This is a genomic window from Cellvibrio polysaccharolyticus (assembly GCF_015182315.1).
Classification (GTDB): Bacteria; Pseudomonadota; Gammaproteobacteria; order Pseudomonadales; family Cellvibrionaceae; genus Cellvibrio; species Cellvibrio polysaccharolyticus.
In genome coordinates this window covers 1,584,674-1,609,644 of sequence record NZ_PRDL01000001.1, presented here as the reverse complement: position 1 = coordinate 1,609,644, position 24,971 = coordinate 1,584,674, and the positions used below count along the sequence as shown (strand labels likewise).

24 protein-coding genes are annotated in these 24,971 nt (G+C 52.0%); 13 read left to right on the top strand and 11 right to left on the bottom strand.

The window, feature by feature from the left end; all coding sequences use genetic code 11:
* Positions 1-4 precede the first annotated feature (4 nt).
* The 8 genes from rseP to rpsB all read right to left on the bottom strand — a co-directional run bounded on the left by rseP (position 5) and on the right by rpsB (position 7,529).
* Positions 5-1,357 carry an RIP metalloprotease RseP gene (gene rseP, locus C4F51_RS06900; RefSeq protein WP_193908398.1) on the bottom strand — a complete coding sequence of 451 codons (1,353 nt, stop codon included), beginning with the start codon at positions 1,355-1,357 and terminating at the stop codon, positions 5-7.
* 5 nt (positions 1,358-1,362) lie between these two features.
* A complete protein-coding gene (ispC, locus tag C4F51_RS06895) occupies positions 1,363-2,556 on the bottom strand; it encodes a 1-deoxy-D-xylulose-5-phosphate reductoisomerase (RefSeq protein WP_202987636.1) in 1,194 nt (397 codons plus the stop codon).
* Between the two features lie 5 nt (positions 2,557-2,561).
* The gene (locus C4F51_RS06890) at positions 2,562-3,404 is read right to left on the bottom strand and encodes a phosphatidate cytidylyltransferase (protein WP_193908394.1); all 843 of its coding nucleotides are present in this window, start codon (positions 3,402-3,404) and stop codon (positions 2,562-2,564) included.
* Positions 3,397-4,131 (bottom strand): polyprenyl diphosphate synthase, encoded by a 735-nt coding sequence (gene uppS / locus C4F51_RS06885; RefSeq protein ID WP_193908392.1) that lies wholly within the window; start codon positions 4,129-4,131, stop codon positions 3,397-3,399. The genes C4F51_RS06890 and uppS overlap by 8 nt, the downstream gene beginning before the upstream one ends.
* A gap of 100 nt (positions 4,132-4,231) precedes the next feature.
* Positions 4,232-4,789: a ribosome recycling factor gene (frr, locus tag C4F51_RS06880; RefSeq protein ID WP_193908390.1), complete on the bottom strand. Its 558-nt coding sequence runs from the start codon at positions 4,787-4,789 to the stop codon at positions 4,232-4,234.
* Entirely contained in the window at positions 4,786-5,523 is a 738-nt protein-coding gene (pyrH, locus tag C4F51_RS06875) for a UMP kinase (RefSeq protein WP_193908388.1), read from the bottom strand. Before pyrH ends, frr begins: the two co-directional genes overlap by 4 nt.
* Positions 5,524-5,834: 311 nt before the next feature.
* Positions 5,835-6,704, bottom strand: a complete 870-nt coding sequence (gene tsf, locus C4F51_RS06870) for a translation elongation factor Ts (RefSeq protein ID WP_193908386.1) — start codon at positions 6,702-6,704, stop codon at positions 5,835-5,837.
* Between the two features lie 87 nt (positions 6,705-6,791).
* Entirely contained in the window at positions 6,792-7,529 is a 738-nt protein-coding gene (gene rpsB, locus C4F51_RS06865; protein WP_193908384.1) for a 30S ribosomal protein S2, read from the bottom strand.
* 319 nt (positions 7,530-7,848) lie between these two features.
* Between rpsB and uxuA the strand changes: the two genes are divergently transcribed.
* From uxuA to nth, 5 genes are all read left to right on the top strand, one after another.
* Positions 7,849-9,033: a mannonate dehydratase gene (gene uxuA, locus C4F51_RS06860; RefSeq protein WP_193908382.1), complete on the top strand. Its 1,185-nt coding sequence runs from the start codon at positions 7,849-7,851 to the stop codon at positions 9,031-9,033.
* Between the two features lie 308 nt (positions 9,034-9,341).
* Complete coding sequence (gene map / locus C4F51_RS06855; protein ID WP_193908380.1) at positions 9,342-10,112, top strand: type I methionyl aminopeptidase; 771 nt, start codon at positions 9,342-9,344, stop codon at positions 10,110-10,112.
* A 2-nt stretch (positions 10,113-10,114) separates the two neighbouring features.
* Positions 10,115-12,799, top strand: a complete 2,685-nt coding sequence (locus C4F51_RS06850) for a [protein-PII] uridylyltransferase (RefSeq protein WP_193912424.1) — start codon at positions 10,115-10,117, stop codon at positions 12,797-12,799.
* A 29-nt stretch (positions 12,800-12,828) separates the two neighbouring features.
* A complete protein-coding gene (gene dapC / locus C4F51_RS06845) occupies positions 12,829-14,028 on the top strand; it encodes a succinyldiaminopimelate transaminase (protein WP_193908378.1) in 1,200 nt (399 codons plus the stop codon).
* Positions 14,025-14,696, top strand: a complete 672-nt coding sequence (gene nth, locus C4F51_RS06840) for an endonuclease III (RefSeq protein WP_193908377.1) — start codon at positions 14,025-14,027, stop codon at positions 14,694-14,696. Before dapC ends, nth begins: the two co-directional genes overlap by 4 nt.
* An 11-nt stretch (positions 14,697-14,707) precedes the next feature.
* Here the strand turns inward: nth and C4F51_RS06835 are convergent, their stop codons facing one another.
* Entirely contained in the window at positions 14,708-15,274 is a 567-nt protein-coding gene (locus C4F51_RS06835) for a DUF1415 domain-containing protein (protein ID WP_193908375.1), read from the bottom strand.
* A gap of 59 nt (positions 15,275-15,333) precedes the next feature.
* On the opposite strand from C4F51_RS06835, the gene C4F51_RS06830 reads away from it, so the two are divergent.
* Positions 15,334-15,924 carry a sugar O-acetyltransferase gene (locus tag C4F51_RS06830; protein ID WP_193908373.1) on the top strand — a complete coding sequence of 197 codons (591 nt, stop codon included), beginning with the start codon at positions 15,334-15,336 and terminating at the stop codon, positions 15,922-15,924.
* Here C4F51_RS06830 and C4F51_RS06825 read toward each other — a convergent pair.
* Positions 15,875-16,837 carry an AEC family transporter gene (locus C4F51_RS06825; protein ID WP_235992292.1) on the bottom strand — a complete coding sequence of 321 codons (963 nt, stop codon included), beginning with the start codon at positions 16,835-16,837 and terminating at the stop codon, positions 15,875-15,877. The genes C4F51_RS06830 and C4F51_RS06825 overlap by 50 nt on opposite strands.
* Positions 16,838-17,005: 168 nt before the next feature.
* Here C4F51_RS06825 and C4F51_RS06820 point away from each other — a divergent pair, with 168 nt between their 5' ends.
* The 3 genes from C4F51_RS06820 to C4F51_RS06810 are packed head-to-tail and all read left to right on the top strand — an operon-like array spanning position 17,006 to position 19,308.
* On the top strand, positions 17,006-17,848 hold the full coding sequence (locus C4F51_RS06820; RefSeq protein ID WP_193908371.1) for an AraC family transcriptional regulator: 843 nt from the start codon (positions 17,006-17,008) through the stop codon (positions 17,846-17,848).
* 48 nt (positions 17,849-17,896) lie between these two features.
* Positions 17,897-18,349 (top strand): carboxymuconolactone decarboxylase family protein, encoded by a 453-nt coding sequence (locus C4F51_RS06815; protein WP_193908369.1) that lies wholly within the window; start codon positions 17,897-17,899, stop codon positions 18,347-18,349.
* Between the two features lie 26 nt (positions 18,350-18,375).
* Positions 18,376-19,308: a TlpA family protein disulfide reductase gene (locus tag C4F51_RS06810; RefSeq protein ID WP_193908367.1), complete on the top strand. Its 933-nt coding sequence runs from the start codon at positions 18,376-18,378 to the stop codon at positions 19,306-19,308.
* An 82-nt stretch (positions 19,309-19,390) separates the two neighbouring features.
* Here C4F51_RS06810 and uxaC read toward each other — a convergent pair whose 3' ends face one another.
* Entirely contained in the window at positions 19,391-20,806 is a 1,416-nt protein-coding gene (gene uxaC / locus C4F51_RS06805) for a glucuronate isomerase (protein WP_193908365.1), read from the bottom strand.
* Between uxaC and C4F51_RS06800 the strand changes: the two genes are divergently transcribed.
* The 4 genes from C4F51_RS06800 to C4F51_RS06785 all read left to right on the top strand — a co-directional run bounded on the left by C4F51_RS06800 (position 20,792) and on the right by C4F51_RS06785 (position 24,908).
* Complete coding sequence (locus tag C4F51_RS06800; RefSeq protein WP_193908363.1) at positions 20,792-21,040, top strand: hypothetical protein; 249 nt, start codon at positions 20,792-20,794, stop codon at positions 21,038-21,040. The genes uxaC and C4F51_RS06800 overlap by 15 nt on opposite strands.
* A 238-nt stretch (positions 21,041-21,278) precedes the next feature.
* Positions 21,279-21,629, top strand: a complete 351-nt coding sequence (locus tag C4F51_RS06795; RefSeq protein WP_193908361.1) for a pentapeptide repeat-containing protein — start codon at positions 21,279-21,281, stop codon at positions 21,627-21,629.
* A 227-nt stretch (positions 21,630-21,856) separates the two neighbouring features.
* Positions 21,857-23,134 carry a glycosyl hydrolase gene (locus C4F51_RS06790; RefSeq protein WP_193908359.1) on the top strand — a complete coding sequence of 426 codons (1,278 nt, stop codon included), beginning with the start codon at positions 21,857-21,859 and terminating at the stop codon, positions 23,132-23,134.
* A 205-nt stretch (positions 23,135-23,339) separates the two neighbouring features.
* Positions 23,340-24,908: an alpha-N-arabinofuranosidase gene (locus C4F51_RS06785; protein ID WP_193908357.1), complete on the top strand. Its 1,569-nt coding sequence runs from the start codon at positions 23,340-23,342 to the stop codon at positions 24,906-24,908.
* Positions 24,909-24,971: the final 63 nt, after the last annotated feature.

The following is a 24,971-nucleotide window of genomic DNA, read 5'->3' as shown; positions in this document are numbered from 1 at the left end:
AACGCTACAGCCGCATAATATCGTTATAGAGTGCCACTAAACTCAGCCCGATCACCAAAAACAAACCTACCTGATAACCGGCCAACTGTGTCTTTTCTGATACCGGGCTGCCTTTTATCGCCTCGATCAAAAAAAACAACAAGTGCCCGCCGTCCAGCATAGGTATCGGCAAAAGATTGAAAACCCCCAGGAAAATGCTGAGGAGCGCCAGAAAGGCGATAAAGTTTTTCCAACCGCTCTGTGCCGATGAGCCCGCCACCTTAGCAATGCTGACAGGCCCACTCAAGTTTTTGGCAGAAATTTCCCCAACCAGCAATTTTTTGATCGATAAAAATACAAAACCGGTGGTATCCCAGGTTTTTTCAGCGCTGGCAACCAGCGCGCCCGGAATCGAGTAATGGTAATCTCTTAACATTTCTTCGGGCCAGGATGCCTGTTTCAGCGTCATGCCAACCCGACCATAACTGACACCGCCGTCTTCAATAGATTCCGGAGTAATTGCAAGAATACTGACTTGCCCGTTACGCTCAACCTCCACCGGGAAGGTTTTTCCGGCACGCTCTTTTACCAGATCAATCCATGCCTGGCCATTGTTGACCCGCTCACCGTCCGCATGCAGGATACGGTCACCCGCCTTGATACCGGCACGCTCGGCAGCGCTATCGGGCAATACCTCAACCGCTACTGCCTCGACTTCAGGGATATAAAACGACAAACCGATGCCTTCCAGCGGATCAGGATCTGTCTCGCCACGCAACCATCCATCCAGACGCGCTTCGGAATGATAAAGAAACTCCGACTCGGGGTAGCGTGAAGTAAACCGCATCACACCCGATTCACCGAGACGGCGCAGTAATTGCTGATATACCGCCTGACGGGTCGGCGTCGCTTCACCATCAATCTCAATGATTTCCTGCCCTACATCCAACCCTGCGTAAGCTGCAGGAGAGCCGGGAGCGATGGAACCAATAACCGGCGCAGCATCTCGCTGACCACCCAGAAACAAGCCCCAGAACAGTAGTAACGCCAAAATAAAATTGGCCAGCGGACCGGCAATAATAACTGCTGAACGCTGCCATAAATTTTTACGATTAAAGGTGTGCGGAAGATCTTCAGGCGCTACATTGCCATCGCGCTCATCCAGCATGCGCACATAACCGCCCAGCGGGATGGCGGCAAATGCAAACTCGGTTCCGTGGCGATCCACCCGTTTTAACAAAACCTTGCCAAAACCGATGGAAAAGCGCAGCACTTTAACACCGCAAAGTCGCGCCACATAAAAATGGCCAAATTCATGCACCGCTACCAATACAATCAGCGCTACCAAAAACCATAAAATCGTTTCAATGACGGCCACAATAACTACCTCTGCAATGTGCCGATGAATGTCCCGGCACAACTTCTGGCTTGAGTATCAGCCCATTGTACAGCGTCAAGACTGTCTGCCGCCGTTACCGCAACCTGTGCCATCACCTGCTCGATTACCTGAGGGATTTGTCGAAAACCAAGGCGACGATCAAGAAATGCCGCTACGGCAACTTCGTTGGCGGCATTGAGAATCGCAGGGGCCGTAGCGCCTTGCGCTGCCGCCTGCTGGGCAAGTCGTAAACACGGAAAACGCTCAGTATCCGGCGCCGCGAAATCCAGCCTCGCCGTAGCAATCAGGTCAAGACTGGAAACACCGGAATCAATACGCTCCGGCCACGCCAGCGCGTGGGCAATCGGTGTGCGCATATCCGGATTACCCAGCTGGGCCAGCACCGAACCATCAATATATTCAACCATTGAATGAATGACGCTTTGCGGGTGAATAACCACTTCCACCTGCTGTGGAGGCACATTAAATAACCAGCAAGCCTCAATAAGCTCCAGCCCTTTATTCAACATAGTTGCGGAATCAACCGAAATTTTCTGCCCCATTCGCCAATTGGGATGGGCGCAGGCCTGCTCCGGCGTTACCGCACCCAGAGCATCAACCGGCGTATGTAAAAACGGACCGCCGGATGCAGTCAGCAAAATTTTACGCACACCGCTGGTGGTTACACCGTCTCGCAAGAAATTGTTCTGCTGGTTGGGCAGACATTGGAAAATGGCATTGTGTTCACTGTCGATAGGCAACAGACAGGCACCGCTCTCCAATACCGCGCGGGTAAACAGACCACCCGCCATCACCAGAGCTTCTTTATTCGCCAACAGCACTTTTTTGCCGGTCCTGACCGCTGCCAGTGTCGGCATCAGCCCCGCTGCGCCCACAATGGCTGCCATCACGGTATGCACATCAGCGTGAGATGCAACGGCGGCAATCGCTTCGGTTCCACAAAGCACGTCGGTGGTACAGCCCGATGCCTTCAGACGCTCTACCAGGGGTGCATAGGCATCATCGGCGTTAATAACGGCATAACGCGGCTTAAAGCGCAGACACTGGTCAGCCAGTGCTTGCCACTGACGATCTGCCGTTAAAGCAAATACCTGATAGCGCTCCGGATGGCGAGACAACACATCCAGCGTGCTGACCCCAATAGAACCGGTAGAACCAAGAATTGTAACTTGCTGCATTAACGTCAAACACCCATTCCACTGGCATAGAGCGCCAGAGCAAACACCGGGGCAGCAGCGGTAAGGCTATCTGCCCGATCCAGCACACCACCATGACCGGGCAACAGCTGGCTGCTATCTTTGATGCCGCGATGACGCTTGACCATACTTTCGAGCAAATCGCCCAGTACCGAGATCAGGCTGGTAGGGATAATAATGGCCAGCCAAAGCCATAAATTACCGCCGACGATAAACCACAGAGCAACAGCAAAAATAATATTGGCAAACAAGCCGCCAAAAAAACCTTCCCAGGTTTTACCCGGGCTGACTGCTGGCTTGAGTTTTCTGCGCCCCCAGCGACGACCGGTAAAATAACCGCCGATATCAGCGCAGGCCACCACAGCAACAATCAGCAGAATCAACCACTCGCCCTGCGGGTGCAAACGCACCCAGGAAAAGCCGACCCACGCAGGCAACAACACCAGCAAGCCCATCACCGCACGCAGCGACCGGCTTCCCCAGAGGATCTGACTTGAGGGATACCCCTGAACCAGCAAAAGAGCCACAGCCCACCAGAGACAACCCGCTAACAGCAGATTAAACACCGCGCCACTATCCACGGCGGAAGCATCCAGCGAGGGCAACAAATTTATATAGACGGCAGCCGCAGCAACACCAGCTGCAGTAAGAAGAATATAAAACAGACGGGAAAGCGGTGATTCAAACCCGGAAAGATTGGCCCATTCCCAGGATGCCACCAGAATAATGGCTGCCACGAAACCGGCAAACCAGACCGCAGGCAGAAAAAACAAGGCGGCAAGAAAAACAGCAACCAGCACCAATGCCGTTATGACACGCTGTTTAAGCATGAGTTATTCCCTTTTCAACTTGCTCACCGGTCATCCCGAAACGACGCTGGCGATCGTAAAAACTGTCAGCCGCTTTATGCAGCTCAACCGCATTGAAATCCGGCCAGAATTTTTCAGTAAAGTACAGCTCGGCGTAGGCGCACTGCCACAACAGAAAATTACTGATGCGCAGTTCACCACCGGTTCTGATCAGCAGATCCAGCGGTGGCAAATCTGCCAGCTGGGTTTGAGAATGCAACAAGGTTTCGTCAATCGATGCAGGATCAAGCTCACCATCAGCAACCTGCTGCGCGAGCGAGCGAGCAGCTTCGGCAATATCCCAACGACCACCATAGTCGGCAGCAATTACCAGCGTGGTGTCGCCATCACGGGTGGTTTCTTCAGCTGCAGCAATGGCTTTTTGCAAGGAGGCACTGAAGCGCGAGCGATTGCCAATAACCCGCAAACGCACGTTTTTTTTACGAAGCTCTTTGGCTTCCTGTTTGAGATACAACAAAAACAGGGACATCAGCGCTTCAACTTCCTTACCCGGCCGCTTCCAGTTTTCGCTGCTGAAAGCAAACACGGTCAGTACGCTGACATTCAGTTCCTGACAGGCAGACATAACATCACGAATGCGCTCTACACCCGCTTTGTGACCACTGATACCACTCAAGCCCTGTTGCTTCGCCCAGCGGTTGTTGCCGTCCATGATAATAGCGACATGACGCAGGCTATTGATAGACACTCAAAACTCCCGAAACCCTGTTATTGTAAAGTGACGTGCGGTGACATCGCGGAGTGGATCTGCCGGTGGCAGGCACCGGCAAATACTTGGAGATAAATGATCAGATTGCCATCAGATCGGTTTCTTTGGTGGCCAACGCCTTGTCCACCTCGGCAATATATTTATCAGTAATTTTCTGAATATCGTCTTGTCCACGACGATCATCGTCTTCACCAATTTCCTTGTCTTTCAACAACGTTTTGATAGCAGCGAGCACATCGCGACGCACATTACGCACCGCTACACGGCCATTTTCCGCTTCTGCGCGCGCTTGCTTAATGAAGTTTTTACGGGTTTCTTCGGTCAACATCGGCAGCGGAATACGAATCAGGCCATTGTTGGTGGAAGGGTTCAAACCCAGGTCGGCCTTCATGATGGCTTTTTCAATTTCCGGAACCAGATTGCGCTCCCACGGGTTTACTGCCAGCGTACGGGCATCTTCCACGTTGATGTTGGCCAACTGGGACAAGGGCGTGTCTACACCGTAATAGGAAACATTGATGCCATCGAGCAGGCTCGGGTGGGCGCGTCCGGTACGAATTTTATTGAAGTTGTTTACCAGCGCATCAACCGCTTTTTTCATACGGCTTTCTGCGTCTTTTTTAATGTCATTAATCATGCAATTTTTTCCTCTTCAATCAATGTGCCTTCATTACTGCCGACCACAATATTCAACAATGCGCCAGCTTTGTTCATGCGGAACACACGCACTGGCATATCATGCTCACGGCAAAGGCAGATGGCCGTCAAATCCATAACACCGAGTTTTTTGTCCAGTACTTCGTCGTAAGACAAACGATCGTATCGGGTAGCTGTCGGATCTTTTTTCGGATCGGCGGTGTAAACACCGTCGACCTTGGTAGCTTTCAAAACAATTTCCGCCTCTACTTCAATGCCGCGCAAACAGGCTGCAGAGTCGGTGGTAAAAAAAGGATTGCCCGTGCCAGCAGCAAAAATAACCACTTCACCGGAATTCAGGAATCGTATCGCACGGCGACGGTCGTAATGCTCAACAATGCCGCTCATCGGGATGGCTGACATAACACGGGAAGAGATATTGGAGCGCTCCAGCGCATCGCGCATCGCCAGTGCGTTCATTACCGTTGCCAGCATGCCCATGTGGTCGCCGGTTACGCGATCCAGCCCTGCTGCGCTTAACGCAGCACCGCGGAAAAGGTTTCCGCCGCCAATCACCAGACCCACCTGGACGCCAATACCCACCAGCTGACCAATTTCCAGTGCCATTTTATCCAGCACTTTGGGGTCAATACCGAAGCCTTCACTTCCCATCAGCTCCTCGCCACTCAGCTTTAGCAGGATACGCTTGTACTTTTTATCGCGAGGATTCGACATGGAACATTCCTTAAATGACAGGTTTCTGGCAAGACAAAATCGGCGCAGTATACCAGAAAAATCAGGGCGGTAGGCACCCGCCCCAGGTTAAATGCACACCTGCAAAGCAGGGCACAATTTCCCGTCTTTGGACGCCCCTACCGGGAAAAACTCACATTAAGCCCCTCCCTTCACCCGGATTGAAACCTGCAGCACATACCCGCCCAACACCAGTAATACCACCAGGAAACACCAACCTCAAACGCAACCCATAAAAAAACCCCGCACCTTTCGGTACGGGGTTTTTTTATGGGTTGGCTTGCACCCGTCAATTATGACTTGGACGCAGCAACCTGGGCAGCAACTTCAGCAGCGAAATCCACTACTTCTTTCTCGATGCCCTCACCCACTTCAAGACGCACAAAATTCTTCACGGTAGCACCGGCAGCTTTGGCGAATTGAGCAACGGTTTGCTCCGGGTTTTTCACAAACGGCTGATCAACCAGGCTTGCTTCTTTGAGGAACTTGTTGATACGACCAACAATCATCTTCTCAACGATTTCAGCAGGCTTGCCGGCCATATCAGGCTGGGCACGAATGATGTCTTTTTCTTTCTCAACCACTTCAGCCGGCATCTGGTCAGAGCTGACCACTTGCGGGTTAACTGCAGCAACATGCATAGCGATGTCTTTTGCAGTTTCGTCGCTACCGCCTTCCAGCTGAACCAGTACCGCGATACGGCTATTCAGGTGAACATAACCACCAACCACGCCGCCTTCAATCAGGCTAATGCGACGAACGCTGATTTTTTCACCAATTTTTTGCACCAACGCTTCACGCGCAGCTTCCAACTCGCCAGCCATCAAAGCAGCAACGTCGGTTTGCTTGTCAGCAAAAGCCTTGGCAACAACAGTGTCAACAAATGCCAGGAAGCCGGCATCGCGAGCAACGAAGTCAGTTTCAGAGTTGATTTCTACCGCGATAGCGTAGCTGTTGTCGCTAGCCACTTTAACCGCTACAACGCCGTCAGCTGCAGTACGGCCTTCTTTTTTAGCCGCTTTCAGACCGGAAACCTTACGCAGGTTTTCGATAGCCAACTCAATGTCGCCACCAGCTTCGGTCAGTGCTTTTTTGCACTCCATCATGCCAAGACCGGTACGATCACGCAGTTCTTTTACCAGTGTTGCAGAAACAGCTGTCATGGTTTTCTCCTATTAAGGTCAAATTCCGATTAGAAAAAGGGGGCTTTGGCCCCCTTTTCAACGTGCTCAGGCAGAAGTTATGCTGACTTATTCAGCAGAACCTTCAGCAGCAACGTACTCATCTTTGTTTGGTACTGCAGCCGTTGAACGACCACCTTCCAGACAAGCGTCAGCCACAGCACTTACGTACAGCTTGATAGCGCGAATGGCGTCATCGTTACCTGGAATAACGTAATCAACGCCGTCCGGGTTGCTGTTGGTATCTACTACACCAATAACCGGAATACCCAGCTTGTTAGCTTCCTGAATAGCAATGCGCTCGTGATCTACGTCGATAACAAACATAGCATCCGGCAAACCGCTCATGTGCTTGATACCACCGATGGAGCGCTCAAGCTTCTCCATGTCACGGGTGCGCATCAGCGCTTCTTTTTTGGTCAGCTTGGTGAAAGTACCGTCCTGGCTTTGTGCAGTCAGGTCACTCAGGCGACGAATAGACGCACGAATGGTTTTGTAGTTGGTCAACATACCACCCAACCAACGGTGACTTACGAAAGGCTGACCAGCGCGCTCGGCCTGCTCTTTGATAGTTTTTTGTGCTGCACGCTTGGTGCCCACAAACAGAATTTTTTTCTTCTGGGAAGCCATTTGCTGAACCAGCGCCAACGCTTCATTGAAGGCAGGAACAGTGTGCTCCAGGTTAATAATATGAATCTTGTTACGCGCGCCGAAAATGTAACGGTTCATTTTCGGGTTCCAGTAACGGGTCTGGTGACCGAAGTGAACACCGGCGGACAACATATCGCGCATGCTTACAGAAGCCATAATCTTTTCCTTTATCGGGTTAAGCCTCCATATACCCCATGAACCAACCCGAGGGCACCCAGGTTACATGTGTCGGTATATGTGTGACATTAAAATGAACGGTATGCGGGCATACCGGGTAAAAACCCTTGTTTTTACCTGTGCTTTTTCTTTATTAACGGAGGCACAACTGCACTGCCTTTAAAAAGAGGCGCGCTTTATACCATAGATTTCCAGACAAAGAAACCACCCAGCCTCACAAACAATCCTTCCAGCTTGTCGTTGCAAGCGGCAAAATCTTGTATACTAGTATCAAACACCCTCATTCAAGGCGACAAACATGAAAGAAACCTGGCGCTGGTTTGGTCCGGCAGACCCTATCCCTCTGGCGCACATTGCTCAGGCTGGCGCGACCGGTATCGTTACCTCGCTGCATGACATTGCCACCGGTGACATCTGGCCCCTGCCGCGCATTATTGAGCGCAAGCAAATAATTGAAGCACAAGGGCTGCAATGGTCTGTTATTGAGAGCATCCCGCTGCACAATGACATCAAAACCCGTAGCGGCAACTACGCCCATTACATCAGCAACTATCAACAATCGCTGCGTAATGTGGCCGCTGCCGGCCTGACCGATGTTTGCTATAACTTTATGCCGGTAGTGGATTGGACTCGCACCGATCTCAATTACCTGCTGCCGGATGGCAGCCAGGCGTTGCGTTTCGACCTGATTGATTTTATTGCTTACGATGTATTGATATTGCAACGCCCCAATGCCCGCCTCAGCTACACAGAAGCACAACTGCAACAGGCGGAGCAGCGTTTTGCCGCCATGCCTGCCGAACGCAAGCAACAACTGGAAAGCAACATTATTGCCGGGCTGCCCGGTGGCGATGGCTCTTACACCCGCGATAGCATCCTGCAAACCATCCAGTTGTTTATCGACCTTGGTGAAGACACCATGCGCGAGAACCTGATCGGGTTCCTGTGCGACATCACCCCGGTCGCCGAAGAGCTGGGCATTCGCCTGTGCATCCACCCGGATGACCCACCCTTCTCTCTGTTTGGCTTGCCCCGTGTGGTGTCCACCGCAGAGGACATTCGCCGCCTGATAAGCGCCGTGCCCTCGCCCGCCAACGGCATTACCCTGTGCGCCGGCTCTTACGGTTCCCGTATCGATAACGATCCGGTCGCCATCGCCAGTGAATTTGCCGACCGCATTTATTTTGCCCACTTGCGTAACGTGACCTGCGAGCCGGATGGTTCTTTTTACGAAGCCGCTCACCTCACCGGAGGTACCGATATGGTGGCGCTGATTCAGGTGCTATTAAAAGAAGAACAGCGTCGCAAGGCGGCTGGCTTGCCGGCAGTGGAAATCCCCTTCCGCCCGGATCATGGCCACCTGATTGCCGAAGAGATTGGCCGCACCGGCATCAACCCGGGCTATTCTTACGGCGGACGCCTGAAAGGCCTGGCAGAACTGCGTGGCGTGGTGCATACCCTGGAACGCCTCAACGCATTCTGATGATTTACCCTGAACTTGCCGGCCTGAAGGCTTCGCTTACAAGGCCGGCAAGTTTTAACAAACCGTCAATTCTCCAAATCGCCCTCAACGCAGTGATCCCCTCTCTCCCGCAAGCTTTCCCGCGCCATGAAATATCAGCAACGCAACCGTTAATCCCGCCCGGCCTCAGCGGCAGCAGAACAAACTATTGATAATTGATCTCAAAAAAATCTCCTGGACGAACCTGTCTGGATCTTCCCCTGTCGGCATTCGCCGGTATCGTTTAGAATGATCCGTTTATAGCCATTGACCGGGATATGAGTTTTTTCATGACTGTTTCTATCAAAACCCCCGAAGAAATCGAGAAAATGCGCGTTGCGGGCCGTCTGGCCGCTGAAGTGCTGGAATTAATTGGCCCTTATGTTCAGCCGGGTGTGACTACCGCCGAGTTGGATCGCATCTGCCACGAGCATATCGTCAATGTGCAAAAAGCCATTCCTGCCTGCCTGAATTACAACGGTTTCCCCAAGTCGATTTGTACGTCCATCAATCAGGTGATCTGCCACGGCATTCCTTCGGAAAAGCGTGTGCTGAAAAACGGCGACATTATCAATATCGACGTTACCGTCATCAAAGATGAATACTACGGTGATACCAGTGCCATGTTCATTGTCGGTACGGCTCCGGCTCACGCCGAACGACTGATCAAGGTCACCCAGGAATGCCTGTACAAAGGTATTGAACTGGTCAAACCCGGCTGCACGCTGGGTGATATCGGTCATGTGATTCAACAATATGCCGAAAGCAACTACTACTCGGTAGTACGTGAATATTGCGGTCATGGTATTGGCCGGGTTTTCCACGAAGAACCGCAGATATTGCACTACGGCCGCCCGGGCACCGGCCTGGTATTGAAAGAAGGCATGTGCTTTACCATTGAGCCGATGATCAACGCCGGCAAGCCTCAAACCAAGCTGAAAAGCGATGGCTGGACCGTAGAAACCAAAGACGGTCGTCTTTCTGCCCAGTGGGAACACACCATGGTAGTTACCGCTACCGGTGTGGAAGTATTAACTGCACGTAAGGATGAGTCTTTTTAATGATGACCGGGAAGACGGTACCCTATTTCGAACGACCACTTTTTTTCTTTGATCAGAGCCGTTTTCGGCGGGCTTTGACAGAACAACCGGTTATTACCGTCTTCAAGGATGCCATTAACGCCGCCAGCGCCCAATTTGATCTTCGCTTTCGCGAAGGCGAAGATATTCGCACGCTGGTTTACGAGCGCGCCCTGTTTATTGATTGCATGCTGCATTACGCCTGGCTGCAATTTGAGTGGCCGGAGGGCATCAGCCTGGAAGCCGTGGGCGGTTACGGGCGTGGCGAGCTTCATCCCCATTCAGATATTGATTTGCTGATTCTGCACCAGCCGGACTTTCCGGAAAGTAGCCAGGAAACCATTGGCCAATTTTTAACATTACTGTGGGATATCGGCCTGGAAATTGGCCACAGCGTGCGCACCATAGAACAATGCGTAGCCATTGCCCGCAGCGATATTACCGTGGCCACCAATATTATGGAGTCACGCACGCTGATCGGGGATGAAAGCTTGCGTGAAGCCCTGCAACAACAAACCTCACCGGAACATATCTGGTCAGCGGCAGCGTTTTTCCAGGCGAAATGGGAAGAACAGCTGCAACGCCATCAGAAATACAACGATACCGAATACAACCTCGAACCCAACATTAAAAATGCACCGGGCGGATTGCGGGATATTCAGGTTATTGCCTGGGTAGCCAAACGCTATTACCAAACCCGCACGCTGAAACAATTGCACGGTAAAGGATTCTTCACCGAAGAAGAATTTTCCATGCTCTACAGCGGCGAGGAATATTTATGGCGGGTTCGTTACGGCCTGCACATGGTCGCCGGCCGCGCTGAAGAGCGTTTGCTGTTTGACCATCAACGCGAGCTCGCACAATTTTTCGGTTATACCGACAACAGCGAAAACCTTGCCGTTGAACAGTTCATGCACAAGTATTACCGCACGGTAATGGCACTGCGCGAACTTAACGATGTATTGCTGCAATATTTGCACGAGGAAATTCTCAGCAACCCGGCGGATGCGCGCATTGTCGCTATCAATGAGCGTTTTCAGATTCGCAACAACTACATTGAAGCGATTGACCCGCAGCTATTTGAAAAACAGCCGTCGGCAATGCTGGAAATTTTTGTGCTGATGGCGCAACGCCAGGATATTGAAGGTGTACGCGCTGTTACCATTCGCAGCCTGCGGGAAAACCGCAACCTCATTGACGCCGACTTTCGCAGCAACCCGCAAAATACCCAACTGTTTATGAAGCTGATGCAACAGTCCGCCGGGCTGGTTGATCAACTTAAACGCATGAGCCGCTACGGCATCCTGGGCTTGTACCTGCCGGAGTTCGGACGCGTTACCGGGCAGATGCAGCACGACCTGTTTCATATTTACACCGTGGATGCACACACCCTGAAAGTTATTCAGAACATGTGTAACTTTCGTCTGCCGTCGGCGCGCGAGGACTTTCCAATCGCCGCTTACGCGTTTCACCGTTTACCGAAAATCGAGCTGCTGTACATTGCCGGGCTTTATCACGATATTGCCAAAGGTCGCGGTGGTGATCACTCGATCCTCGGCGCGGTGGACGCAGAAGAATTTTGCACCCGCCATGGCATTTCCCCACGGGAAACCCGTCTGATCTGCTGGCTGGTAGAACAGCATCTGCACATGTCAGCGGTTGCTCAAAAGCAGGATATTTCCGACCCGGATGTCATTCATGATTTCGCGCTCATGGTCGGCGATCAAACGCATTTGAATTACCTCTACTGTTTGACCGTAGCCGACATTAACGGCACCAACAAAGAACTGTGGAACACCTGGCGCGCCAGTTTGTTGCGTCAGCTGTATCTCGATTCACGCCGTGCATTGCGCCGCGGCCTTGAGAACGATATCGACCGCCAGGATTTGATTGAAGAAACCCAGCAGGCCGCGCTGCGCAAATTACAGCGCAAAGGCATCAACGCTGAACGCACCTGGAAAATATGGGGCGACATGGGCGATGAATATTTTCTCCGCGAGAGCGCGCAGGATATTGCCTGGCACACCGCCGCTGCCGTCAACCAACCGGATGACAGCGACCTGGTACTGATTCGCAAAGCGTCTGTGTCGGAACAAACCGGTGCTACGCAAATTTTCGTGCGCACGCTTGAACGCAGCAACGTGTTTGCTGCGGTAGCGTCGGCACTGGACCAGCAAAATCTCAGCATTCAGGATGCGCGCATTTACAACTCCAGCGCCGGTTATACCCTGGACACCTTCTATGTGCTGGATCAGAACGGCAAGCCGTTGAAAGAAAACCCGGCGCAGTTAAAAACCATTCAGGCGGCTGTGCTGGCAGAATTACGATTGACCGACAACTACTCGGAAGTCATTACCCGCCGCACCCCGCGCCGTTTGAAATATTTCGCCATGCCAACCCGAACCGCCATCAGTAATGATCGCATGACCGGTCACACCGTGCTTGAAGTGATCAGCCCGGACCGCCCGGGATTATTAGCCAGCATTGGCCGGGTTTTTATGCAGTTTGGTGTGCAACTTAAAAATGCCCGTATTGCCACCCTCGGTGAGCGGGTAGAAGACGTCTTTTTTATTACCGATCACAAAGGCGATGCGCTGAGTGATCCGGCGGTTTGTGAGTCCTTGCAAAATGAAATTTGCAAGCAACTCGACAAACGAGCCAATCATTAATTTTTTTGCAGTTGGAATCCGCCGCTGTTATGAATAACGATTTAGCAAAACTTCATCCTTACCCTTTTGAAAAACTGGCCGAGCTGAAAAGCGGCATTACGCCGCCCGCCCATCTTGCGCATATTGCCTTATCGGTGGGTGAACCCAAGCATCAACCACCAGCCTTTGTGCTGCAAACACTCACCGATCAACAAGCGGCATTTTCGCAGTACCCGGCGACCAAAGGTTTGCCGGAGTTGCGCGAAGCCATCGCTCGATGGGCGCAGCAACGTTTTAAACTCAACGCCGAAAGTCTATCTGCCGACAAGCATATTTTACCGGTGAACGGCACGCGCGAAGCCCTGTTTGCTTTTGTGCAAGCCATTGTTGATCGCACAAAACCGGACCCGCTGGTCATTAGCCCAAACCCGTTTTACCAGATTTACGAAGGTGCTGCGCTGCTCGCCGGTGCCGAACCCTGGTTTCTCAATTGCACCGCCGAAAACGGTTACTTGCCGGATCTTGACGCGGTGGCACCGGAAATCTGGCAGCGCTGCCAGGTTATTTTTATTTGTTCACCGGGCAATCCCACCGGTGCCGTGGCAGATACCGGTGTTTTCAAAAAACTGATTGCCCTGGCCGATCAATACGACTTTGTTATTGCATCTGATGAATGTTATTCAGAACTTTATTTCGACGAACAATTGCCGCCACCCGGCTTGCTGCAAGCTTGTGCCGAACTGGGTCGCGATGACTTCAGTCGCTGCGTAGTGTTTCACAGCCTCTCCAAACGCTCCAATCTGCCAGGGCTGCGCTCCGGCTTTGTCGCGGGTGATGCCAGCATTCTGAAATCCTTTTTGTTGTACCGCACTTACCACGGTTGTGCCATGTCGGTACCGGTACAGCTGGCCAGCATCGCCGCCTGGAACGATGAGCAACATGTCCTGGAAAACCGCGATATTTACCGTAAAAAATTTGATGCGGTACTGGCGATATTGGGTGATGTACTTGAGGTAGAACGGCCTGACGCCGGTTTTTACTTATGGCCACGCACACCCATTAGCGGCGAAGATTTTGCCCGGCAATTATTTGCGGCACAAAATGTGACGGTGTTGCCAGGCAGCTTTTTATCCCGCGAGCACCAGGGCGTTAACCCGGGCGCGCAACAAGTGCGCATGGCGCTGGTAGCACCGCTGGAAGAGTGCATTGAAGCGGCTCATCGTATTCGCGCTTTTGTTCAGAGCTTATGACCACAACCCTCAATTTAAAAAAGAAAGAACGGGTAGCGTTTGTACTGGAAACCCTGCAAGCGCTTTACCCGGAACCGCCTATACCGCTTGATCACAAAGATGCCTATACGTTACTGGTTGCGGTTTTATTGTCAGCGCAATGTACCGATGAGCGCGTGAATCAGGTTACACCTGGCTTGTGGCAACTGGCAGACAACCCGTTTGATATGGCGAAAGTGCCGGTAGAAGATATTCAGCAGGTGATTCGCCCCTGCGGATTGTCACCGCAGAAATCCAAAGCGATTTCGCGGCTGTCGCAAATTCTGATTGAAAAATATAACGGCGAGGTACCGGCTGATTTTGCTGCTTTGGAGTCGCTACCCGGGGTGGGGCATAAAACCGCCAGTGTGGTAATGAGCCAGGCATTTGACCAACCGGCGTTTGCGGTAGATACCCATATTCACCGCCTGGCACAACGCTGGGGTTTAACCAACGGAAAAAACGTTGAGCAAACAGAAAAAGATTTAAAGCGGTTATTTCCGCAACACTGCTGGAACAAGCTGCATTTGCAAATCATCTATTATGCGCGCGAACATTGTTCGGCGCGGGGCTGTGATGGCACACGCTGTATGATTTGCCAACACTGCTACCCCAACCGAAAAAAACCGTTTATTGCCCTGAAACCCTGACCGCACCCGAATCAGGGTTTATTGAATAGCCACGGAAATAAATTTTGTTTTTGTTCAACGGATAAATCGCCAACGGTTTTGCGGTTTACTTCAGGCACCTCGTCAACCTTCTCAAAAAAAGCCACCGCTTTTTCCAGACTGGCTTCGCGAATAAGGTGCAAAATTGGCCAGGGCGAGCGGTTGGTGAGATTTTCCACATCGTCTGCATCTGCCCCGGAAAAACAGTAATCCGGGTGAAAGCTGGCTACCTGATATACGCCGCGCCAGCCATTGCGTTTGATCAATTGTTCTGCCCAACCGAGAAAAGCATTGTAGTCGTAGAAATCCGAAAGGCCCTGCGATAGCACCAGCAGGGTTGTTTCAACGTGCTGCGCCGGATGCTCATCCAGGTAATGCATTTCCTCTTCCAGCGCCACGAGAATATCTTCCTCTGCTGTCGCCTCACAGACACGCAAACGCACCCGATTTTCCCGGGTGGGTTTTGCCGAAAACGGGCAAAGATTCAGGCCGATAACCACGCGGTTCAACCATTGCCAGGTTTGCTTTTCTATTTCTGCTACAGAATGGGTTACCATCATCTTTTATCACTATCCAATTTTCTGTCCAATGCTCATCACGATCCGATACGGGAAAAAGCATGCACGTTTCCGACAAGCCGGTATTAACGTCTTTTAATGCCTTTGAAAGCTCGTTGTTTCAGGCTCGCAAACGGGCCAAACATCTATGCCAGCAAATTAATACACTGCGCGCCGACCAGACCAAAGCACGCAACCTGTTATATCAACAACTATTCCAACAGGTTTCGCGGGCCTATATTGAGCCGGATTTTTTCTGTGACTACGGCGACCGGATTATTCTCGGCAATAACTTTTATGCCAACCATCACTGCGTGTTACTGGACGGTGGCGGCATCACCATTGGCAACGAGGTTATGCTCGGCCCCAATGTGCATATTTATTCTACCAGCCACCCGCTTGATGCTGCGCAACGCCAGCAAGGCGTTATGCTGGCCGCACCAGTGAGCCTGGGCGACCATTGCTGGATCGGCGGTAACAGCGTCATTATGCCGGGCGTTACGATAGGCGAAGCCTGTGTGATTGGGGCCGGCAGTGTGGTTACTCGCTCTATTCCTGCCGGTTATGTGGCTGCCGGCAACCCCTGCCGGATTTTACGTCCGGTTACGCCAGATGAAACCATTGAATCAGCCATAAACCCAGCGTCACTGTGAGTAATGAGAACAAGGTGGTTTGCACGATAATATTGGCGGCCATGCGGGCATTTCCGCCCATGGCTTGCACCATGACAAAGCTGACCGTGGCAGTGGGTGACGCGGCCAGTAAAAATAATACGGTCATAGCATCACCTTTTACCCCCACTGCCATTGCCGTGGCTATGGCAATTAACGGGGTAAGCACCAACTTCCAGAAAGACGCCATCAACGCCTGACCATCCAGCCTGCGCATCTGTCGCAAATCCAATGCGCCGCCAATACAAATCAGCGCCAGCGGTAATACCATATTGCCGAGATAACGAGCGGTGTCCAGCAGAAAAACCGGCAGGGGCATACCGGAAATATTCACTGCAAAACCGGCCATGGTGGCCACAATCAAGGGATTGCGAAGCACATCCTTGCAAGTTTTCCACCAGGAGCCTGCCGCATCCGGATTGAGACTGGCATTCAGCGTATAAACCGACAGCACGTTATAAATAATTACCGTCAGGGCGACAGGCAATGAGGCCAGGGCAACACCTTTTTCGCCAAACGCGTTGGCACAAAAGGCCAGGCCGAGAATGACAAGGTTGCCGCGAAATGCCCCTTGTACAAATACGCCGCGCTCTTGCGGGTTTTTAATATGCCAGGGCGCCGCCAGGCTGCTGCAAATAAATACCATCAGGGTACTGACCAGCATCGCGACGGTTAATCGGGTATCGGCCAACTGCTCCAGATCGGCGGTTGCGCAGCTTACAAACAGCAGCGCGGGCAAACCGGGATTAAAAACCAGACGGGAAGCGGTTTGCACAAAACCTTCATTAATAATCGCCCGGCGTTTAAGAAATACACCCAGCACAATCATTAAAAAAATCGGAGCAGTAACAGAAAAAGCAAAGCGGAAGGTTTCCAGAGCGATATCAATGGACAAGGAGGTTCTCCCGGTGCACACACGTTGGGTACACCTGATAATCGACAAAACGGTATTGTAACCGATCCTGTTGCTCTTCGCCGAAAGCGCCTATGATAAAGCCATAGAAACGGTTCCTCCGAAAAATATCCTTCGTCCGGACCGGTTAACCTGCTCCCGGGGTTTTGTATGTCACGCCTTGTGTTCCCCGCTAAAGATTCCTTGCCCAACCCGGCATTTCGTTTGTTCCGGAGCAAAGGCTTTTTGCTGGCGCAACCCCACCCGCGCTTGTCGCCCTGGATTCAGTGTTTCTGGCTGATTACCGCCGACAAACTTTCCGGCTTCAGCGGGTTTAATCTCTATGCCGATGGCGGTGCCAGCCTGAATATCCGTTTTTCGTACAGTGCCTTACCCGAATTTCGTTTCGTCCAGCACAGCCAGCGCTGGTCGCTGGAAAACACCTCCACCATGGATATTATGGGCATCCGCTTCAAACCGGGCGGAGCCTGGCAATTGCTCGGCAAACAGGGGAATGCCGACCCGCACAGCCCCGATTTACCCGCCGCGTGGCATCGCCTGTTTGCCCCGGATAATAAAAATTATCCGATGATTACCTCGCCGCAGGCTCACTTTCAGCGTCGCATCGCCGAGGTTGAAACACAGCTGCTGATACTTGCCGGGCAACAGCAGGCGGATACCGGATTAATTCAACAGACCATGCCCGGCTTTTCCCGCTATGAAGGTTCTGTTGAAAACTTCTGTCTGGACCATGGCATTAACCGCCGCGCCTTTGAGCGCCGCTATCGCACCGAAACCGGTTTTTCCCCTCGTCAGCTGCGCGAACTGCAACGTATCGCCCTGGCGCGCCATCGGTTGACCATAACCCCGACGCTACCCTTGACCGACCTCGCCCTTGATGCGGGCTTTTTTGACCAGGCACATTTCACCCGCCAGTTTCAAAAAATTACCGGTCAGACGCCCGGACAATACCAGCAGCGCAAACTGTCGCAAATATACAATCCAGCTACCTGACAGCAAGGCAAACTGGCCTCACAGCATTTCAATCACGAGGACAGTGTTATGAAAGAACGTATTGCTCAAGCGACCATTTACAAATCCATACCGGCCCTGCCCCGCCACCTTATTGCGTTAGGACAGGATGCTGCCAAAGACCTGGAACCTTTGCTGGTACATTTGGTGAAGCTGCGCGCCTCACAATTGAATGGCTGCGGGTTTTGTCAAAGCATGCACGCCCATGAAGCCCGCACCGACGGTGAAAAACAACAGCGACTGGACTTACTGCCCGCCTGGCAGGAAATGCCGTTTTTCTCCGAGCGGGAACGCGCTGCGCTGGCCTGGACCGAAGCACTCACCAACTTGCCTCAGCAGCCGGATATCGAAGCGGCATGGGGTCTTTTACAAACGGTGTTTGATCAGCAGGAAATCGTCAACCTGACTGCTACCATTAGTGTGATCAATGCATGGAATCGTATCGGTGTCGGTTTTAACTTTCTTCCCTCAGCGACGAATTGACTCCCATCAACGGAAAATTAAAAGCTATGAAAAAAATTATCACGCTGGCTGTACTGATGGTTACCTGTCTGGGCGCTTCCGCCCAGACGGTTGACTGGAAATTTGCCGCGCCCTTTGAGACATTCAAAGGCGATCCTGTCGATCTGAACCAGGTGATTGGCAAGCAGCCGGTCTATTTAAAATTCTGGGCCAGCTGGTGCCTTGATTGCCGTCGCGAGTTTCCCGAACTGGAAGAAGATTACCGGCGCCTGACGCAAGGCGACAACCCGGGCAAACTGGCCATGTTTGCCGTTAACCTGAACCTTAACGAAGAATTGTCCAACGTTGACCGACTGGTAAAGCAGCACAACATGAGCATACCGGTGCTGTTTGATAATAACGGCAATATTGCCAGTCACTTTTCATTTCAGGGCACGCCCTTTCACGTGCTGATCAATGCCCGGGGCGAGGTGGTTTACACCAGTTATCATCATGATGAAACGCTGGTAAATCTGATGGATAAACTGGCCGCCGGAGAAAATGTCAAACCGGTTGCCAGCAGCCTGACCGAGTCACTGGCCAGCCCCTCACAAAAGAGCAGCCGCGAAGACGGCATCTTTTTCTTCACCACCACCTGGTGCGTGGATTACATGAAAGATGTGCAACCGGAACTGTCGGAACATTGCCAGCAGGCGCTGGATTTTATGCAGCAACTGCACCAGCAAAACCCTTCTGTTGCAGTAAAGGTTTACGTGACGCATTTATGGACAGCAGAATCGGACGTGAAGCAATTTGCAGAGACGACAAAAATCCCCTACCCGGTAACACTGGATAACAACAATCAGCAATTTCAACGTTACAAGGTAAGTCAGTATCCGACATTGCTGGTTGTTAAAGCGGGCAAAGATGTTGAGCGCATTGAAAATTTTGAAAATGCCAAATCGGTTGCGCAAAAGCTGGAAAAATACCTGGCAAAATAATACTGAAAACTTTTATTAAACGATGACAATAAAAAACCCGGCGATTGCCGGGTTTTTTATTCAAACTGCAAAACAGAAAAACTTATTCAGGCACAACAAACGGGAAGTATTCTTTGGCATTGTTGAAGCTGACATCGCTGATCAGTTTACCCACCATTTTGGTATCGTTAGGCACCAGACCTTTGGCCATATCACGGCCCAGCATCGCACACAGAATACGACGGAAGTATTCGTGACGTGAGTAGCTGAGGAAGCTGCGGCTGTCAGTCAGCATACCAACAAAGCGGCTCAACAGACCCAACTGGCTCAATGCTTCGATCTGACGGGTCATGCCGTCCATCTGGTCGAGGAACCACCAACCGCTACCGAACTGAATCTTGCCAGCGGCAGAGCCGTCCTGGAAGTTTCCGATCATGGTGCCGATCATTTCGTTGTCGCGCGGGTTCAGGTTATAAATAATGGTTTTGGTCAGACGGTTTTCGCTATCCAGACGGCCGAGGAATTTGGCCAGTGCCTTGGCATAGTTGTGATCGCCAATGGAGTCAAAACCGGTGTCCGGGCCCAGGGTGCGGAACAGACGCGGGTTGTTGTTGCGAATAGCACCAATATGGAATTGCTGCACCCAGCCTTTGGCGTGGTCTTGCAGGGCAAATTGCACCAGCATGGCAGACTGGAATTTCTCGGTTTCTACCGCGTCCAGCTCGCTGCCGCCACGGATTTTTTTGAAGATGGTGCGAATTTCTTCGTCGGTGTAATCCGCTGCGTACACGGTTTCCAGACCATGGTCTGACAAACGGCAGCCATTGGCGTGGAAGTAATCGTGACGAACATCCAGGGCTTTGATCAAATCATCGAAGGTGCTGATCTGAACATCGGCAACAGCGGCCAGACGATCCAGATACTTGTTGTAAGCCTCGGCACTTTCAACCGCCATAGCGCGGTCAGGACGCCAGGTTGGCAGCATCGCAGCTTTGAACGTTTTGTCGGCGGCAACTGCTTTGTGGTGCTCCAGATCATGAATCGGGTCATCGGTGGTACAAACCAGTTTTACGTTGGCCTGGTTCATCAAACCGCGAGCAGAAAACTCCGGGGTAGCCAGCAGTTCATTACACTGATCCCAAATGCCTTTGGCCGTGTTGCCATCCAGCAGACGGTCGGTAATACCGAACGGCTTGCGCAATTCCAGATGCGTCCAATGAAACAGCGGGTTACGCAGGGTGTAAGGAACACTTTTTGACCACTGCTCGAATTTTTCCCAATCGCTGGCATCACCGGTGCAATAACGCTCATCAACACCGTTGGAACGCATGGCGCGCCACTTGTAGTGATCGCCAGCCAACCAGACTTCGTAGAGATTTTTGAATTGCTTGTTGCTACCGACTTGCTCGGGCGGCAAGTGACAGTGGTAGTCAATAATAGGAAGGTCTTTGGCGTACTCATGGAACAACACACGAGCCTGCTCGGTATCAAGCAGGAAATCGTCATGGATAAAGCTCATTCTCTCAATTCCTCACAATATACGCTACCGCCTGACAACGCTTGGTTGCAGGAGGACGGTATAAGTTTATTTACCGGAAAAAGCTCTACCACTAAAGCCATAGCCCTGGCAAAACGATGTCAGGACAAGCGGAGGCAAGCAGCGATTCCGTGGTTGATGATTATAAAACCGGCCATTGCGGAGCTGCGCCGGGCGCTGGTAATACCAGCTTTCCTTACAGGCACAGATCCTTAATTACACCGGCAACTGCTATATTGCAGCTGGTGTATCAGTCTACCTCGGTGTGTATCGGATGAACAGAGCGGCGAATGCTGCCCAAGGCTCCGTTGGCAGAAAAAGTTGCAAAATGAAGCGACAGCCCGTTGTTGCCTGTCTACAATTCAGGCGAACCGTTCATAAATACAGCAACGGTGTTTCAGGGCGTTACCGAGCCACCCGCCCTGCCCAACCGGAATTTCTGTCGGAGGCCGCCATGTCCGGACCCGTCATACATAACAATGCGCTTTATCATCTATTACGCGATGAAAATATTGCTGAATTCAACCAACGCATCAAGGCCGGCGAAAGCGCCGCTTTAGCCGCTGGCGATTACCGCGGATTGGATTTGCGCGGGCTGGAGGCCAGCGGTCTGGACCTCAGTGATGCTTATTTTCGCAATGCCGATTTACGCGGTATTGATTTTCGAAATACCCAACTGGATGGCGCCAGCATTGCCGATGCGCAAATCTCCGGCTGCTACTTCCCCGAACCCCTCTCTGCGGAAGAAATTCACCTGTCGCTCACCCTCGGAACTCGCATGCGCTATCGTCAAAGCGGCAAGTAACCGGTTACAATCCTGCACCCGGCCAAGCACTGCTGGCCGGGTATTTCATGTCGTTGGCAAATAACCGCTGACCAGGGCCTTGCTGGCTTAAACCGGCTTAACACCGCTCGCTCCCATGGCGCTATAAGAGGGTTGGCACGTCTGCTATTTCAGCAACCGCACAACCACGGCCAACGACGCTCTTTTTTATCAGCAGTTTGCTGCTCTATCGGGTCTACGAGGACTTCATGACAATTCTCTTTCGCCGTCTCACCGGTTTGCTGGCAGGTTCATGCCTGCTATTAACCGGGTGCTCCGAATCTGTAACGCCGTCATCTACCGAACATCAACAGGCATCGGCTGCGCCCCATGAAACGGCCGCCGTGACGATTCAAATCAGCGATACCAAAGCAACCGCCGAAACCCGCTCTTTATTTGCCTGGCTGCGCGCCCAGCGCGGTGAGGGCATTTTGTTTGGCCATCAACATGAAACGACCCAGGGTTTAACCATCACCTCAACCGATGGCACCCAGTCAGATACCTTTAATGCGGTGGGTGATTTTGCAGCGGTGTATGGCTGGGATACCTTGTCGATTATTTCTCCGAAAAAAGAAGGCGATATTGTTGAGCAAGTAAAAAAAGCCCATGCGCGCGGCGGCATTATTACCGTCAGCACCCACCCGGATAACCCGTTAACCGACACCCAAAAAACGGAAGGCTCCGATGTAGGCACCTCGTGGGATCGCACCCCCGCTGTGGTTGCTTCTTTACCGGGAGGCGAAGCACATGATGTGTATCGCGGTTACCTCGACGAGGTTGCCGAATGGGCGCTGCAGTTAAAAGATAATGAGGGAAAATTGATCCCGGTTATCTTCCGCATCCTGCACGAAAATACCGGCTCCTGGTTCTGGTGGGGCGAAGAGCAATCTACCCCGGAGGAATACAAAGCGCTTTATCGCTACACCGTGGAATACCTGCGCGACACCAAAGGCGTACACAACTTTTTGTACGCCTATTCCCCCAACGCTTTCGATGACGCTACCGAAGAAAACTATCTGGAACGCTACCCTGGCGATGCCTGGGTAGATGTGATCGGTTTCGATACTTATGGTCCGTCTGCCGATAATCAGGCGTGGTTTGACAAGCTGGTCGCCAATGCGGCGTTGATGGTGAACATGGCCGAGTCACGCGGCAAGATACCGGTGATTTCTGAAGTGGGCATTCGCGCCCCGGAGATTGAAGCCGGGCTGTACGATAACCAGTGGTACCAGAAGATGATCAACAACCTGAAAGCCGACCCGGTTGCGCGTCAGATTGCCTTTTTGCTGGTATGGCGCAATGCGCCCGAGGGTGTTCCCGGGCCGGACGGCGAGCCGGTTCCTCATTACTGGGTACCGACCAACCGCCAGGAAAATATTGATAACGGTACGCTGGAAGATTTCAAGGCCTTTTACGCCGATGAATTCACCCGCTTCAACCGGGATATTGAAGGGGTTTATTCCCTGAAAACCAGTCTGGCGCAATAAACATTTCGCGTTAACCCGCCCGGCCAACACTAACCGCCGGGCGGCGTTTTTCTCCCTTGCAAATGCTTGCCCTGAGCATTCGTTGTTTACCCGGGCTTACCTCAGGTAAACAAGTGTTAATTTATCTTACAATACTATATGTAAGCATATTATCCTTCAGGCGCTTGATTCAGGCACAACAATAATCAGGAACGAGATCACTAGAATGCAGACACTAAAAAAGCACGTTAAGCGTACGCTGGCGTCTTTGGCGCTGGCCGCCATGGCTTCCGGCGCGGCCGCCCAACAAAACGCCGAAATTATTATTAATGCCGACCAGCCCGGCCCGGTCATCAACAAAAATATCTACAGCCAGTTTGTTGAACACCTGGGGCGCGGTATCTATGAAGGTATCTGGGTCGGGGAAAAATCAAAAATTCCAAACACCCAAGGCTACCGCAAAGACGTACTGGCAGCGCTGCAGGATTTGCAGGTACCGCTGATGCGCTGGCCAGGCGGCTGTTTTGCCGATGAATATAACTGGCGCGACGGTATTGGCCCGCGCAACAAGCGCCCGGTAAAAGTGAATACCAACTGGGGCGGCGTGGAAGAAGATAACGCGTTTGGTACCCATGAGTTTATGGCATTGGCCGAAATGCTCGGCTCGGAAGTGTATATCAACGGCAACCTTGGCACCGGCACACCACGCGAAATGGCGGAGTGGCTGGAATATATGACCGGCGAAGGCAAATCTACACTGGCCGAACTGCGCCGTAAAAACGGCCGCGACAAGCCATGGAAAATTGATTACTTCACCATTGGTAACGAAGCCTGGGGTTGCGGCGGCCACATGACGCCGGAGTACTACACCAACCTTTACAACCACTACGCGACTTTCCTGAAAGCACCCTCGCATAACATGCCGAAGCTGATTGCCAGCGGCGGGCATACCACTGACACCTCATGGGCAGAACACCTGACCGCCCACGTAAACCCGATTGAAAAACTGGCGGCGGTCAGCTTCCACTATTACACCCTGCCCACCGAAGACTGGAAAGTAAAAGGTGCAGCACTCAACTTTGATGAAGGCCAGTGGATTTCCACCTTCGTCAGCACCTGGAAAATGGACGAGTTCATTCGCAACAACAAAGCGGTGATGGACAAAAACGATCCCGAGAAAAAAATCGGTTTCTATGTTGATGAATGGGGCACATGGTACGACGTTGAGGAAGGCACCAACCCGGGCTTCCTGTATCAGCAAAACTCCCTGCGCGATGCGCTGGTGGCGGCGGTGAACTTCAACATTTTCCATGACCATGCTGACCGTGTTCATATGAGCAACATTGCCCAGATGATCAACGTACTGCAGGCGATGATCCTTACCGATAAGGAAAAAATGCTGCTGACACCGACTTACCATGCATTCCACTTGTACAAGCCTTTCCAGGATGCAACCTATTTGCCGGTCAATATCAACCATGCCGCGCCCTACACCTTCGATGGCAAAAGTGTGCCATCACTTAGCGTGACCTCGGCGAAAGGTAAAGACGGTAAAACCTGGTTAGCGCTGGTGAACACCAACCCGCGTGAGGCAAAAACGGTAGATGTATCGGTTAAGGGTACTTCCGTAAACAAAGCGACCGGCCGCGTGCTGACCGCCGAGCGTATGGATACCCACAATACCTTTGATGCACCGGAAACCATCAAGCCGGCTGATTACAGTGCCAATGCCCAAAACGGCAAACTGACATTGCAACTGCCAGCAAAATCTGTGGTTGTAGTATCGCTGGAATAAATGCCTTGAAGAAAGGGGTGGTGATTTCACTCACCACCCCTTTATAGGCGCAGAGGGGATATG